Consider the following 15,060-nt stretch of genomic DNA (forward strand, 5'->3'; position numbering starts at 1 on the left):
TGAAGATGTTGACGCACGCTTCCTACTAGATTTCAAACTGAGCTGAAGACTGATGTTTAACAGGGAATACCGCAACGCACGCTTCCTGATAGTGGACGGCAATACCCAATTGCGTCTGGCTCTGGAGAAAATGCTGAAATCATTCGGCGCCTGGTATATCGATATGGCGGCGGACGGGGATGAAGCCATCAACAAGTGTGAGCATGGTCTGTTCGACGTCGTCATCTGCGACTATCAGCTTTCCGGCCGAAATGGACAGCATGTGCTGGAGGAACTGAGGGAACGTAAAATCCTCCGCTATACCTCTTTGTTTGTGATGATGTCAGCGGAAACCACCCGGGAGATGGTGCTGGCCGCCATCGATCATCAACCCGACGCCTATATCAACAAGCCCATTACTTCTGATGTTCTGAAGCAGCGCCTGGATAACCTGCTGGTGGACAACGAAGTGTTATATGAGCTGAAGCACGCCATCGATATGGAGCGCTGGAGCGAAGCTATTTCCCGTTGCGAAGAAAAAATCGCCCGCGGCAGCAAATACCTGCGCTGGTGCGAGAAAACCGTGGCGGAGCTGTATTTTCAGACGGGCGCCCTCCATGAGGCCCTGCGGGTCTATCAACAGGTGTTGTCGGAGCGCACGCTGATTTGGGCGCAGGTGGGGGTGGCCAGAGTTCATATCGCTCAGGCGGATTACGATCTGGCGGAGGAATTGCTGCGTAAGGTCGTGGCGGCTGCTCCAAACTGTCTGGTGGCTTATGACTTGCTGGCGCGAGTGCTGGTGGATACACACCGGGGCAAAGAAGCGCAGGAATGGTTGGTGGACGCTGTGAGTCTATCGCCGACGGCCATTCTCAGACATGCCAGGCTGGGGGATATCGCCTGGGATAATCAGGATGTGGACTGCGCAGTGGAAGCGTTTCGTAACGCCGTCGAGTTGGGACGCAAAAGCATCTTTGACCGGCTCGAAAATCATCTGGGTTTTTCCCGCAGTCTTTGTGAACGCGCCGGCGCGCTGCCAAAAGTCATGCGTGAAGCGGCGCTGCAGGAAACCGTTGAGGTCCTGCGCAATATAGACGAACGTTTTGTCATGAATGACGCCGCCCGCTTTCAATACGAAGTGGTGGCTGCGAAGACCTGTAGCATGCTGAAGCATGAAGAAGAACGGGACGAGCGGCTTGCGAGGGCTGAAACATACTATCAATCTGTGGGGCTGAGTTTGCCGAGCGCTCGCGTTATGGAATACGCCCAGGTGTTGCTGGCCAGTGGGAAAGATCTGGAGGCGGAGTTTATTCTGTCGCAATTATCGCTGATGCATGGCGATGAGCCGGAGCTGCAAAAGCGGATTGAGGAAATGCGCGACGAGCCGGTCAGTCCGGCGGCGCGGCAAAAGGCGGCGGAACTGAACAAACAGGGGATTAAGCTGGCCGAGCAGGATGATCTTAAAGGCGCTGTTGCGGCCTTTAACGAGGCGCTGGAGTATTCCGCCAGACATCCCGCCTTAAACCTGAATCTGGCTCAGGTGCTGCTGAAACAGCTTAGTTCATCGCCAAATGATGGCGCGGCGCGTAGGGCCTGCGCCGCCTGTTTTGATCGGATTATTCATATCAAGCCCACCCACAAGCAATATCCCCGTTTCCAGCACCTGCGGAGTAAGTTCGAGGGAACCTATGGCGACGGCGTCGAGGCGCAGAGCGCAGGATAACCGGTCGCCTGCTGCGGTCAGATCCAACCTCGTAAGTGTTGCTCACAGAGTTCCTGCAATAGCTCAATATGTTCCGGTTCTGCATTTAAGGCGGGGATATAATGAAAATCCTTGCCGCCGGCCTGTTCATACAGCCCCCGGTTTTCTTCTTCGATTTCTTCCAGCGTTTCCAGGCAGTCTGCGGAGAAGCCAGGGCAAATGACGTCCAGCGCTTCACAACCGTTGGCGCCCAGCTCCGTAACGGTGGCGTCGGTGTAAGGCTTCAGCCACTCCGCCGTTCCAACCCGGGACTGAAAGCTCATCAGCCATTGCGACTCATCCAGTTTCAGCTCTCTCGCCACAGCCAGGGCGGTCTCTTCCGCATCGCGGCGGTAAGGATCGCCTTTCTCCACATAGGCTTTAGGCAGGCCATGAAAGGAAAACAGTAACTTGCCCTGACGCCCTCGCACCCGCCAGTGGGCGCGCACGCTATCCACTAAGGAGGCGATGTAGGCGGGATGATTATGGTAGCGCTTCACGAAACGAAGCTCCGGAATGTCGCGCATCTTAGCCATGGCCTGAGCCAGCGCGTCAAAGCTGGCGGCGGTGGTGGTGGCGGAGTACTGCGGATAAAGGGGCAGCACCAGGACTTTCTCGATGCCCTGGCGTTGCAACGCTGCAAGCTTATCCGGCAGGGACGGCGCGCCATAAGTCATGGCGAAATCCACCAGCACGCGAGCGCCCAGCTCCTGTCCCAGTGCGTTTTGCAGGCCGCAGGCCTGTTGTTGCGTGATGGTTTTGATCGGTGAGCCCTTCGGCGTCCAGATCTTGCGATAGTTGGGAATGAGCTTTCTGGGGCGAAAACGGAGAATGACCAGATTCAGGACCGCCCACCAGATCAGGCGCGGCGCCTCGATCACTCTGGGATCGCTGAGGAACTGCTTCAGGTAACGGCGTATAGAGGGGGCGTCTGGGGCGTCCGGCGTGCCCAGGTTGACAAGCAGCACGGCGCTCCGGGTGTTATCAGGACTAATGATCATTCAGATAGGCATTCCAGCTAGGGGACATTAATTTTATATCGGGACAGCGCGTGGAAAACTGCAGTGGATCAAGGCAAGCACGCAGTCTGACTTCCTACAATGGCGATCCCGAGCGTATGACGTTGAATTATAGCGTCTTCACAGATCGAAATGTGTCTACGCTTCCCCTGCGTGGACGGATCATTTCTTCCGCCCATTCAACAGCCTGCGCGCAAGGCCGCGGCGGCTGGTGGGCGGCGAGCGACCTATGCTATAAAGGCCTGACAAAAATTCCAACACTCCAAGAAGGAGAATAACTGATGAGAGTAGCCAAGAAAGTCCCTGTAATCCTGGTCGGCGTGGCTTCCATATTGCTTTCCGTCTCCGTACAGGCGGCGGATGCGGCGGCGGGCAAAGCCAAGTCGGCCGTTTGTGCGGCATGCCATGGCGCGGACGGCAAAGCCGTTATCCCCACCTATCCGAGTCTGGCCGGCCAGAATGAACAGTATCTGGTGGAAGCGATGAAAGCGTACCGCAGTAAGAATCGCAGTGGCGGTCAGGCGGTTATTATGCAAGGCCAGGCGGCGGCTTTGTCTGACGAAGATATCGCCAATCTGGCGGCTTATTACGCTGGAATGAAATAACAACTCCTTGCTACGCGCAGCTGCGGATCAACGGCTGCGCTGTTTCGCCCCTTCCTGTTTTCGCCCTCCTTTCGCATTTTTCTGCGCTGACTTTCCAACCGATTGACTGTATGGGGGATTTTCCTTTCTTGAGCTTGTCTTTACGCCATGGATAATTGGGCTGCGTTACGCTGAATATCGCTGCCAAAGGAGTTAAAACAGGGCGTTATGACAGAGCAGACAGTCAGACCATATGTCGATTCGAAGGCGGCCGATTCAGATTCTGGAGAATATATGCCTATCCGGGGCGAGCGACCTATCGTCGCCAGGGCCCGTGAATTTCCCAGCGGATATCGGGTTACGCCGCATAAACACGAGTGTTGTCAGCTTATTTTCGCCACCTCAGGCGTGATGGAGCTGGTCACCGACGAGGGGATATGGCTGATACCCCCGCAACGAGCGGTGTGGATGCCGCCCAATGTGGAGCATGGCATGCGCGCCCGTGGCGACGTGTCCCTGCGAACCATGTACATCCAACCCCATGCCTGTCCCGTGAGCTTTCCCCAAAAGCCGCGCACGCTGCAAATATCGCCGTTGTTGAGGGAGCTGATCATTCGCGCGATGCGAGTTCCCAGCAATTACGACGAAGGTGGTCGGGATGGCCGTATCATGTCCTTGATTTTGGAAGAGATTGAATGGTCCGGTGAGCGGCCACTACGGCTTCCCGCCACCCGCGACTCCCGCTTGCAGAACCTGTGCCGGGCTATCCTGGCCAATCCGGCTGATCCGCGCGAGCTGAAAGATTGGTCAACGGTAATCGGGGCCTCCGAACGCACGCTGTCCCGCTTGTTTCGCAATGAGCTGGGAGTGTCTTATCAATACTGGCGCCAGCAGGTCGCCGCGCTCAACGCAATCCCCCGGCTCGCCGCCGGCGACCCGGTGACACTGATCGCTGCGGATCTTGGCTACGAAACGCCGAGCGCCTTTTCCGCTATGTTTCGACGCATTATGGGCGTCGCTCCCAGTCTTTATTTTCAGCGCCAATCAGAAAGCTGACTTTTTATTATTAATCAGGCGGACAAATAGCTTCCTTCTATTTGTCTGCAACGACAGGGCCTGCACAGGTCAGGCCCTGTCTCCCGTGGCTGGCCGCCGCGCAGGCGCATCCATGCGCCTGATTATTAACATGTCAATATCATTGCCATATTAATAAGTTTGTCTGGTTCGGCGTAAACATTGGCTTCTCTCAGGAAGTAGGGCGGGCTGCACAGGCGTAGGATTGCCGAGGTGAAGGAAAATCTATCAGGGATATGAGAGTTAGCGGCTATGCGTCTGAACACATTGGAGATATATGGCGGTAAGCCTGAAAGCGCTGAAGCTGTTCTTGTTTATGTGCCTGGCAAAAAGCGTGAGATGCGAGCGCGTGAGTTGGCGAACGGTCTGCGACTGGATGGCGTCGTTTATGTTTCTGCATCGGTGTGGCGAAGAGATACGCAACTCTGTTGTCCGTTACATGCCGCTTCTTCTGATTCTTTTTGGATTGGCGATGCTGTGACGGTTGTGTCCAATTTGATTGAGTACTTGTTGGCGAGGATGAATAAACGGGCGCGCATTGTTTTGGTGGGGTTCCGTGAAGGCGCGCGTGTCGCAGCTGAATATCTGTACCGTAATTCCGTGCGGCTTGACGCAATTGCCTTCTTAAACTGCGTGGCGTTAAGCGAAAAAAGCGTGGCTGAATACTGCGCTGAAGATTTGGAGGGGCTTCCTATGTTGATCACCCTGAGAGACATAGAGGCGACGGCTTTAATGGAAAATACATGGGAAGCGGCGGCTATTTTCGAGGATATGGGCGCGCAGGTGGATATTCGCGTGTATCCCAACGCTAGCCTGACCGAAGAAGGATATGAAGTCCGGGCCTTTGGGTCATTGATGCAGAGGCGGTTAAGAATAAAGGGAGAGAGTTTCAATGCATATCACTGAAAGGCGATGCTCACTATGAAGGCTTCTTTTCCCGTGGCTCGCCCCCGGCGTCTACGTCGTAATAACTCCATACGCGATTTGGTGCGGGAGACCGCGTTGCGGGTGGAGGATTTGGTGTACCCCCTGTTTGTCATCCCCGGTATTCAGCAGCGCGAGACGGTTGCGTTCATGCCCGGAGTCGAGCGCCTGTCGCCGGATCTGGCGGTGGAGCTTTGCGTTGGCGCCTGGCGCAGCGGCGTGAAGGCGGTGTTGTTGTTCGGGCTGCCTGAGCATAAAGACCCGCAGGGGCGCAGCGCATGGGAAGACGGGCCGGTGCAACAGGCGTTGCGGCTGATCCGGCAGGCGGCGCCAGGGCTGATGCTGATCACGGATGTGTGCCTATGCCAGTATGCGGAGCACGGCCATTGCGGCGTGCTTTGCGGCGATGGCGTCGATAATGATCGCACCCTGGCGCTGTTGGCCAAGGTGGCGTTGAGTCACGCGCGAGCAGGAGCGGACGTCGTCGCTCCCGCCGCCATGATGGACGGCCAGGTGGCGGCGATTAGGCGCGCGCTGGACGCAGACGGATTCCAGCACGTCTCCGTCATGTCCTATGCGGTGAAGTACGCTTCCGCCTTTTACGGACCCTTCCGGGATGCGGCGAACTCCGCGCCCGCGGGCGGCGACCGCAAACACTATCAGATGGACCCGGCCAACTTGCGGGAAGCAATGCGGGAGGCGGAGCTGGACGCAGCGGAAGGCGCAGATTTTCTGATGGTGAAGCCGGCGATGGTGTATCTGGATGTATTGCGCAAGCTTCGCGATCGATTCGATCTGCCGATGGCGGCCTATAACGTCAGTGGCGAATACGCCATGGTGAAAGCCGCGGCGGCCAACGGTTGGATCGACGAACGCAGCGTGGTGTTGGAAACCTTGTTGAGTATGAAACGGGCGGGCGCGGACATGATTATCAGTTATCACGCCCTGGATGCGACGCGCTGGCTGCAGGAAACCTGATCGCTGGCGGCTTGCCGCCGCCAGTGCTTCTCTTTTCTAGCAAGGACGCATTCTTAGTCCACAATGCGATAGCTGGGCACGTATTTGCTGCCCGGCAACTTCATCCGCTGCTGCTTCACGAAAGACTCCAGCAGTGATCCGAAAGAGCCGACAATGGTCTTGTCGCCGCTGATTTCGAACGGTCCCAGACGCTCCACCAGCTGCACGCCTTCCTCTTTCACGTTGCCGGATACAATGCCGGAGAACGCCCGTCGCAGGTTCGCCGCCAGATCGTGGATTGGCTGCTCTCGGTGCAGCGCCAGCGCGCGCATGCTCTCGTGAGTGGGCTGGAAGGGGTGCTGGAATTCGGGCTGAACCTTCAACAGCCAGTTGTAATAGTAAGCGTCGCTGGAGCCTTTGCGGTGGTAAGTGACGTCCTGGATGCCTTTCTTCATTTCCAGCGCAACCAGTTCAGGATCGTCAATGATGATGCGATAACGGCGTTGGGCGGCTTTGCCTAACGTCAGACCGATAAACTCATTGATTTGCCCAAAATACTCTTCGTTTTTCTTGGCTCCGGCGAAAATCACAGGGAAGGGCAGTGAATCGTTCTCGGGATTGAGGAGAATGCCCAACAGATAAAGAATCTCTTCCGCCGTACCGGCGCCGCCAGGGAAGACGACGATGCCGTGACCCAGGCGCACAAAAGCTTCCAGGCGCTTTTCGATATCCGGCAAAATCACCAGCTCGTTAACGATGGGGTTTGGCGACTCCGCCGCGATGATGCCAGGCTCGGTCAGACCGATATAACGTCCGCTTTGAATGCGTTGTTTGGCGTGGGCTATGGTGGCGCCTTTCATTGGCCCTTTCATTGCGCCGGGGCCGCAGCCGGTGCAGATATCCAGCCCGCGCAGTCCCAGGGAATGTCCGACCTCCTTGGTGAAATCATACTCGTCCCGGCTGATGGAGTGGCCTCCCCAGCACACCACGATGTTGGGGTAGCGACGCGGAATCAGCACGCCGGCGTTACGCAGCATATGGAAAATGAAGTTGGTGATGTCCTCGCCGTTGTTCAAGTTCAGCTGAGTGTTGTGGGACAGCACGTTGTTGGCGTAAATGATATCGCGCAGCACGGCGTAAAGGTGCTCTTGAATCCCTTTGATCATCTTGCCGTCGACGAAAGCGTTGTGAGGCGCGTTGATCACCTCCAGCTTGATGCCGCGGGCCTGCTGAATCAACTGGATATCGAAATCGGCGAATTCAGCCAGAATGGTGTTGGGGTCGTCGGATTCGTTGCCGCAGTTTAATACGGCCAGTGCGCATTGCCGGAACAGGCGGTACACGCCGCGATTGCTGCGGTCCTTCAACAGGTTGACTTCGTGTTGCGAGACCAGATCGAGGCTGCCTTCCGGGGCGATGCGTGCGGTTATTTTGTTACTCATATCTATATCTTTCCTTTTCTAATACTTCTACTTGCCGGCGGGGCCGGCGGTTCCGATTCCGGCGGACGGCTGTGGGAGCGAGCCAGAGCCTGACGCGTTTGCAGGCGTGATAACGGTGACGCTGCAATGCCAATAGAGCCTAATCTGCTATTGTTATCATTTATAAGAGCCCATCCGGGAGCAGGGTTATGCAAGGATGACCGGGGCGGCGCAGGTAAGCGGGTTTTCCGGATGGAGTCTAAATAGTAAGTCGTCCGGGCGAAGTTGGCTATCACTCCCTGGCGTCGTCCGCGCAGGGGGATTTTTGGCGAACGGCCCATGCATGACAGGGGGAATGGTAGTAGAATAGCGCCCCCGCTGAGATTTGGATCAGGCCAGATTATGAAGTTTCTCGTCAAATTATTTCCCGAAATCACAATTAAAAGTAAACCGGTGCGTAAGGATCTGGTCAAGCAGTTACGCATAAATATTCGTCGCGTATTGCGTCAAATTGACGAAAACGTGGTGGTTGAAGGCTCCTGGGACAAAATTGAAGTCTTGCTGCCGGACGCGGACGAACGCACCAGTAAACGGGCGATTGAAGCCCTGCAAAGGGTGTCTGGAATCACCAACTTCCTGGTGGTGCATGAATATCCCCTGGTGGATTTCCATACCATCTACCTGAATGCGAAAGCCCTTTACGAAGAGCAACTGGAAGGCAAGCGTTTCCAGGTGCGGGTCAAGCGCGCCGGCAAGCATGATTTCACCTCCATGGATCTGGAGCGCTACGTCGGCGGCGGACTGCGTCAGCACACCAAGGCGGCGGGAGTGGACCTGTCGAACCCGGAAGTCATCATTTCCATCGAAGTGCGCGACGATAAATATTATCTGGTGGAGAAACGCTACGAAGGCCTGGGCGGGTATCCCGTCGGCGGCCTGGAGCCAGTGGTGTCGCTGATGTCCGGCGGCTATGATTCCGGCGTGGCGAGCTACCTGACCATGAAGCGGGGCATGCGCACCCACTTTTGCTTCTTCAACCTGGGTGGAACCGCTCACGAAGTAGGTGTGAAGCAGGCGGCGCTGTATTTGTGGGAGAAGTACGGCGGCGGCCAGCGGGTTAAATTCATCACGGTGCCTTTTGAAGGCGTAGTGGCGGAAATTCTGGACAAGATCTATCACTCCAACATGGGCGTAGTACTGAAGCGCATGATGCTGCGGGCGGCGACCCAGGTCGCGCGTGATCTGTCCGCCACGGCGCTGGTTACCGGCGAGTGTGTGGCGCAGGTGTCCAGTCAAACTCTGACCAACCTGAACGTCATTGACTCCGCTACCGACATGCTGGTGCTGCGTCCGCTGATCGTCACTGACAAGCAGGATATTATCCGCATGGCCGGCCAGATTGGCGTGGAAGAATTCGCCCGCAACATGCCGGAATACTGTGGCGTTATTTCCGATCGTCCCACCACCAAAGCGCGGGATTATCGCATTGAGAACGATGAGAAGCGGTTCGACATGCAGGTGCTGGAACAGGCGCTGGCTAATCGCCGGGCGATTAATATTGACGAGATCATGCAGTCGGAACTGACGGTAGATGAAGTTGAAGTGGTGTCGACGCCGTCGCTGGACGACATAATAATCGATATCCGTCACCCCAACGAACAGGAAAAGGCGCCGCTGACCCTGACTAACAACAAAATTCTGCAGATTCCTTTTTATGAGCTGGAAAGCCGCATGGCTGACCTGGATGGCGAAGCCCGTTATCTGCTGTTCTGCGACAAAGGCGTCATGAGTCAGCTGCACGCCAGCCACCTCAACGGAAATGGACGTAAAGTCCTGGTGTATCGTCCGCTTTAACCGTATTCGTTCTCGCGAAAGCGCTGCTGGATTTCCTCAATGTGTTTGCGGCAATCCATCAGCGCCAGCACGCACTCCTTGTCTAATTTGGCTCCCGCCAGTCGCTTGAGTTCAGCGAAGGCTTTGTCATTACTCCAGGCGGGTTTGTAGGGACGGGCGCTGGTAAGGGCGTCGAAGACATCAGCGACGCTGACGATTCGGGATTCAATGGGAATTTGCTCGCCGCGCAGATGCTCGGGATAGCCCGCTCCATCCAGGGTTTCATGGTGATACAGCACGATGTTGCGCAGCATGTTCACATGACTGACGCCGTTGAGGCCATAGTTATCAATCAAAGCGTCCACCAGCTCGTGCCCGTACATGGGGTGGCGACGCATTTCATCCAGTTCTTCTTCCTCCAGGCGACCCGGCTTTAGCAAAATGCTGTCGGGCACTTTTATTTTGCCGAGATCATGTAAGGGCGCGAACAGACAAATGTGCTCCACATATTCGTCAGAGAAGCCATGCTTTGACGCCAGGCGCGCGGCGATCAGTCTGGAGTAGCGCGCCATGCGTTCTAAGTGACCGCCGGTTTCTGGGTCGCGGGAATGGGTCAACAACATGGCCGATTTTACGGTGGCGATCAGCGTGCGGATGTTGCTGCGCTCGTTATACACGATCAAGGTGATCATGTGTCCGATCATATCCATATCCACCAGCGCGCGGCCCTGAAAACAGTCTTTCTCTGCGCCATTAAAAAATACGAAGCCGAGAAAGCGCTCGTTGTAGCGCATGGGGAAGGTGTAAGAGGCGTGAAATCCCGCTTTCAGCAGGGCTTTCGTGTGTTGGGTTGGGCTCTCTCCGCCGCCCAATTCACCGCCTATGTCATTAATGACGCGGATGAACTGGTTGTCTTTCATCTGTTGCAGGGAGGCGACATCGTGCAGCGCCGTCTGATAGTGCTCCAGCAAAGGATGGCCAACGCCGGCGACAGCGAAGGTTTTGAGCTGATCCTGCAAGGCGTCGTAAATAGCGATGGCGATGCGACAGATAAAGGGATAGGTCTGCTGGAGGTTTTCCAGCAGATATTCCAGTTTCTGCTGGACGCTGCCCTGGTGGTTGAGGAGGTCCAGAGAATCAGGCTGATACTCGCTGGCCACAGTCATTCTCCCGGTTTGTCGATGTAACTTCCCTTGAAGCTCCGCAGGAGCGCGAATACTTAAAGTGTAGTCGAGATCAGGAGCATGACTCTGGAAATATGCAAGGCCGCTTAGTTGTACTGATAAGGCTCGAAGGCGTCCGCCTGCATGCTATAACCGCTCTCCGCCAGCTCGCTGCTAACCGCCTCCACGCTGATCGCCCCGGATACCCAGAATGCGTCATAGAGGTAATCCAACGGCAGAGGCTTCTTGTTGGCTTTCACGTAAACGATCTGGTTTGAAGGCGGCGGCGGTACGTGAATACAGGCGCCCATGTACGGCACCAGCAGGAACTCGGTTACGCCGCTTTCGTCGCCTTCCAGCGGCACCGCAAAGCCTGCGATGCGAACTTTCTGTTTGTTCAGTTCCGGCACGATTGGGGCGTTGGCCTGAGGCTGCGGCTCCATGGCGATCTGGCCATGCTCCACTGTGCCGCTAACGGTTGTCTGCTGGGCGGACTTGGGAATCAAATCCTGCCATTGCACGGTCTTGAAACTTTCCGCGAGTACTCCGCCGGAGAGCAGGGAGGAAAATACGAGCGCGATCAGCGTCGAGAGCAATCTGTTCATAAATACCCTATGGAATCAGTGTTTTCGTCAAAACGTGGAAAGGCGACACAGACCGCCGACAGCCGTTCCCCACCCCGGATAGGCGCAACACATTGTATGTCCGCGCGAGCCCAAGGTTAACTGTTTTGAATTAAATTCACCCTATAACTATTTCGTTTCGTTATGTTATAACATAAAAAGCCAAGTGGAAGAATCACTCTCTAAGTTCAGGAGCATTAAATTTTATGAATTATAGGAATCGCCTGTGGGTAGGTATGATGATGCTGGCGGCCAGCCAGCTCACGCAAGCGGAAGAATTTGAGCAGCATGGGGCCCATGTGCATGGCGCGGCGACCATGAATCTGGCGCTGGAAGAGGGGAAACTGGTCGTGGAGCTGGAAAGCCCGGCGATGAATCTTGTGGGCTTTGAGCATGCGCCCGCTACGGATGAAGAGCGTCAGCAAGTAGAGAAGGCGGCTGCTTTGTTGAAAAAGGGCGAAGAACTGTTTGGCCTGACCCCGGCCGCGGGGTGTAAGCTGTTGTCGGCTGAAGTGGACGGTGATGTTTTCGAACACGACGAGGACGGCGGCAAGCATGAGGAGGCGGACCACGATGAGCATGGTCACAGTGATGACGCCCATCAGGAACACAGTGATGATAAAAACGATCATGACCATCATGAAGACGGCCACTCCGATATCGACGCTTCCTATATTTTCGAATGTGGCGATGCGGACAAGCTCACTTCAGTGGACGTATTGCTGTTCAAGCACTTTCCTGCTCTAAACGATCTTGATGTACAGGTCATTGGGCCGAAGGGGCAGACCGCCATGGAGCTGAATCCGGAAAAACATCAGATTAATTTGTAAGTAGTGAGAATGGCGTCATGCAGAATCTAAGCGAACCCTCCATCGCGGCAGTGCGAGACGCAGCGGCGGCGACTGGCCCTGCGCCAGAGCCTGCCCTGGTGCAGTTGGAGGGGCTGAAATTTCGTTGGCCCGGGGGAGAGGACGATGTATTGGATATCCCGGCGCTGCAGGTGCGGGAGGGAGAACGTATCTTTCTGCGTGGCGCCAGCGGCAGCGGCAAAACAACGCTGCTGAGCCTGCTGGGAGGGGTGATCCAGCCCAGGGAGGGAAGCGTCAAGGTGATGGATACGGAGCTGAGCGCGCTCAGCGCTTCACGCCGGGATAGCTTTAGGGCGGATAACATCGGCTTCATTTTCCAGATGTTTAACCTGATTCCCTACTTGTCCTTAGTGGATAACGTGACTTTATCCTGCCGTTTTTCCAAGGCGCGTCGACAACGAGTGGCCGCCCGTGGAATCAGTCTGACCCAGGAGGCGGAGCGCCTGTTATCCCATTTACGTCTGGATGTGGGTAAACTCGGGCGCAGGCCGGTGACTGACCTCAGTGTGGGGCAGCAGCAACGGGTCGCCGTGGCGCGGGCCCTGATCGGCTCGCCAGGGCTGATTATCGCCGATGAACCCACCTCCGCCCTGGATGCGGACGCCCGGGTGGCGTTTATCGAGCTGCTGTTTCAGGAGGTGGCCGCCAGCGGATCGACGCTGGTGTTTGTCAGCCACGATCCCGCTTTGCAGGACCTGTTTGACCGCACTGTCAGTCTGGCGGAAATCAATCGCGCTTATCAGTCACCGGAATCTTGACCTGCGGAGGCGCTTTTCGATGTCTATTTACAGTTTAACGCTGCGCAGCCTGTTGAATCGCAAAACAACGGCGCTGCTGACGATTTTCTCCATCGCCGTCAGCGTCATGCTGCTGTTGGGTGTGGACAACATTCGCCGGGAAGCCAAAGCGGGCTTCGCCAATACGATCTCCGGCGCGGACCTGATTGTCGGCGCCCGTAGCGGTTCCGTGCAGTTGCTACTGTACTCGGTTTTCCGCATCGGCAACGCCACCAACAATATTTCCTGGCGCAGTTATCAGGACGTGGCCGGCATGAAGCGGGTGAAGTGGACGATCCCACTGTCGTTAGGCGATTCACACCGCGGTTATCGCGTTCTGGGCACCAATACGGACTATTTTGAGCACTTTCGTTATGGCTCCAAACGCTCGCTGGTTTTTAGCGAAGGCGACCGTTTCGATGACGTATACGACGCCGTATTAGGCGCAGAAGTGGCGGAGAAGCTGGGCTATAAACTGGGTCAGTCCATCGTGATTTCCCATGGCGCCGGCGAGGTCAGTTTTGCCAATCATGACGATAAACCTTTCAAAGTCGTCGGCATTTTGAAGAAGACCGGCACGCCGGTGGATCGCACAGTGCATGTCTCTCTGGAAGGCATTGAAGCCATCCATTTGGGATGGGACAGCGGCGCGCCAAGCGGTTCCATCAGCGCGGAGCAGGCGCGACATGCCGACTTGCAGCCGAAGCTGATAACGGCGTTTCTGGTTGGGCTGGATTCGAAAATCGCCACATTCACCTTACAGCGTGCGATCAACGATTATCGCGGCGAGCCTTTGCTGGCGATATTGCCGGGGGTTGCGCTACAGGAGTTGTGGAGCATGATGGGCGTAGCGGAGGTGGCCTTGCTGGCGGTGTCGGCATTTGTCGTCGCGACTGGCTTGATCGGCATGTTGACGGTAATCTGGTCAGGGTTGAACGAACGCCGTCGGGAAATGGCCATCTTGCGTTCCGTAGGCGCCAAACCGCGGCATATATTCGTTCTACTGATGATTGAGGCTGGTTTGATGGCGGTTTGCGGCGTGTTGGTTGGCGTCGGAATGCTGTTTTTGACGTTGTTCGCCGCTCAACCTGCGCTGGAGAATTACTTCGGTTTGTTTATCGGCGTGGACCCGTTGACCGTCGATAATCTGGCCGTATTGGGCGGCATCATTCTGGCGGGCGTATTAATCGGAGCGGCGCCTGCCTATCGGGCCTATCGCTACTCCCTGGCGGACGGTATGACAATTCGAACATGAGACAATCCTGGGCTAAGGCGCGAACCTTCATGTGGGCGTTAATCAGCACTCTTCTGCTAATCTGCTTTTCCGGCGCGGCGTTTTTCTGGTTATATCAGGATCGGATGATTTTCTTTCCGCAGCCCGTGGACGCCGGTAACCGCAGCAGACTGAAATCCATCGAATTCAAATTCGAACATGAGGGCGTGACTTTATCCGGATGGTTTCAGCATGGTGAAATCTCCGCAAGCAAGCCTTTGTTACTGTACTTTGGCGGGAACGGCGAAGAGGTGTCATGGAACGCCTGGGAGATGGAAAAACTGCCGGTCGACTCATTTCTTCTGTTGAACTACCGGGGCTACGGCGACAGTGAGGGCTCCCCGGGGGAAGAGGCGTTGGTGGGAGACGCCGTCGCCTTATATGATCATCTCACTCGCAAATTGAAAATCGACCCTCAGCATATTGTTCTGCTGGGTCGCAGCCTGGGGTCCGGCGTGGCGGTGCAGTTGGCCAGTCGGCGTCCGGTGCGCGCGTTGGTGCTGACCACTCCATTCGACAGTCTGGCCGCCGTCGGCAAGCGGCATTACCCCTGGTTGCCAGTCGGTTTACTGGTGCGTCATCCCTTCAATTCACTGACCCATGCGGCGACGATTAAAACGCCTGCGCTGGCGTTGTTGGCGGGGAGAGACAGAATTGTGCCTGCGGAACATGGGCGGCGCTTGATGGAGGCTTGGGGCGGTCCGCAAAACACGGTTACCCTGGACGCGGCGGACCACAACGACATCAGTATGTATCCTGAGTACTGGCGCGCCATCAGTCAGTTTATCGAGAGTCTCTGATACTTGAAAACGGCGGTTCAGGCA

14 protein-coding genes are annotated in these 15,060 nt (G+C 56.1%); 10 read left to right on the forward strand and 4 right to left on the reverse strand.

All coding sequences use genetic code 11. From position 1 onward, the window contains the following. Positions 1-52 precede the first annotated feature (52 nt). Positions 53-1,702, forward strand: a complete 1,650-nt coding sequence (locus HCH_RS02935; RefSeq protein ID WP_011394623.1) for a tetratricopeptide repeat-containing response regulator — start codon at positions 53-55, stop codon at positions 1,700-1,702. A gap of 17 nt (positions 1,703-1,719) precedes the next feature. On the opposite strand, the gene hemH is transcribed toward HCH_RS02935, so the two are convergent. Then, on the reverse strand, positions 1,720-2,721 hold the full coding sequence (hemH, locus tag HCH_RS02940; protein WP_041598388.1) for a ferrochelatase: 1,002 nt from the start codon (positions 2,719-2,721) through the stop codon (positions 1,720-1,722). Between the two features lie 299 nt (positions 2,722-3,020). Here hemH and HCH_RS02945 point away from each other — a divergent pair, with 299 nt between their 5' ends. The 4 genes from HCH_RS02945 (at position 3,021) to hemB (ending at position 6,299) form a co-directional block, all read left to right on the forward strand. Then, on the forward strand, positions 3,021-3,344 hold the full coding sequence (locus HCH_RS02945; RefSeq protein ID WP_011394625.1) for a c-type cytochrome: 324 nt from the start codon (positions 3,021-3,023) through the stop codon (positions 3,342-3,344). A 273-nt stretch (positions 3,345-3,617) separates the two neighbouring features. Continuing rightward, complete coding sequence (locus HCH_RS02950; protein ID WP_049781195.1) at positions 3,618-4,379, forward strand: AraC family transcriptional regulator; 762 nt, start codon at positions 3,618-3,620, stop codon at positions 4,377-4,379. 285 nt (positions 4,380-4,664) lie between these two features. Further along, positions 4,665-5,303: a hypothetical protein gene (locus tag HCH_RS02955; protein ID WP_158304921.1), complete on the forward strand. Its 639-nt coding sequence runs from the start codon at positions 4,665-4,667 to the stop codon at positions 5,301-5,303. A 6-nt stretch (positions 5,304-5,309) separates the two neighbouring features. Further along, on the forward strand, positions 5,310-6,299 hold the full coding sequence (gene hemB, locus HCH_RS02960) for a porphobilinogen synthase (protein WP_011394628.1): 990 nt from the start codon (positions 5,310-5,312) through the stop codon (positions 6,297-6,299). 53 nt (positions 6,300-6,352) lie between these two features. On the opposite strand, the gene ppnN is transcribed toward hemB, so the two are convergent. Continuing rightward, on the reverse strand, positions 6,353-7,720 hold the full coding sequence (gene ppnN / locus HCH_RS02965; protein WP_011394629.1) for a nucleotide 5'-monophosphate nucleosidase PpnN: 1,368 nt from the start codon (positions 7,718-7,720) through the stop codon (positions 6,353-6,355). 381 nt (positions 7,721-8,101) lie between these two features. On the opposite strand from ppnN, the gene thiI reads away from it, so the two are divergent. Then, positions 8,102-9,553, forward strand: a complete 1,452-nt coding sequence (thiI, locus tag HCH_RS02970; protein WP_041598390.1) for a tRNA uracil 4-sulfurtransferase ThiI — start codon at positions 8,102-8,104, stop codon at positions 9,551-9,553. Here thiI and HCH_RS02975 read toward each other — a convergent pair. Together HCH_RS02975 and HCH_RS02980 are read right to left on the reverse strand one after the other, a co-directional pair. Then, a complete protein-coding gene (locus tag HCH_RS02975) occupies positions 9,550-10,692 on the reverse strand; it encodes an HD-GYP domain-containing protein (RefSeq protein ID WP_011394632.1) in 1,143 nt (380 codons plus the stop codon). The genes thiI and HCH_RS02975 overlap by 4 nt on opposite strands. A 110-nt stretch (positions 10,693-10,802) precedes the next feature. Next, the gene (locus tag HCH_RS02980) at positions 10,803-11,300 is read right to left on the reverse strand and encodes a DUF3299 domain-containing protein (RefSeq protein ID WP_011394633.1); all 498 of its coding nucleotides are present in this window, start codon (positions 11,298-11,300) and stop codon (positions 10,803-10,805) included. Positions 11,301-11,524: 224 nt separating this feature from the next. On the opposite strand from HCH_RS02980, the gene HCH_RS02985 reads away from it, so the two are divergent. From HCH_RS02985 to HCH_RS03000, 4 genes are read left to right on the forward strand one after another with little or no spacing between them, the layout of a single operon-like run. After that, positions 11,525-12,148, forward strand: a complete 624-nt coding sequence (locus HCH_RS02985) for a DUF2796 domain-containing protein (RefSeq protein WP_011394634.1) — start codon at positions 11,525-11,527, stop codon at positions 12,146-12,148. Positions 12,149-12,165: 17 nt separating this feature from the next. Further along, positions 12,166-12,945, forward strand: a complete 780-nt coding sequence (locus tag HCH_RS02990; RefSeq protein ID WP_011394635.1) for an ABC transporter ATP-binding protein — start codon at positions 12,166-12,168, stop codon at positions 12,943-12,945. A gap of 19 nt (positions 12,946-12,964) precedes the next feature. Beyond that, positions 12,965-14,218, forward strand: coding sequence for an ABC transporter permease (locus HCH_RS02995; RefSeq protein WP_011394636.1), 1,254 nt, complete (start codon positions 12,965-12,967; stop codon positions 14,216-14,218). Then, positions 14,215-15,036 carry an alpha/beta hydrolase gene (locus tag HCH_RS03000; RefSeq protein WP_148212457.1) on the forward strand — a complete coding sequence of 274 codons (822 nt, stop codon included), beginning with the start codon at positions 14,215-14,217 and terminating at the stop codon, positions 15,034-15,036. The genes HCH_RS02995 and HCH_RS03000 overlap by 4 nt, the downstream gene beginning before the upstream one ends. The last annotated feature ends 24 nt before the right edge of the window (positions 15,037-15,060 follow it).

It is taken from the genome of Hahella chejuensis KCTC 2396 (assembly GCF_000012985.1).
GTDB classification, from domain to species: domain Bacteria; phylum Pseudomonadota; class Gammaproteobacteria; order Pseudomonadales; family Oleiphilaceae; genus Hahella; species Hahella chejuensis.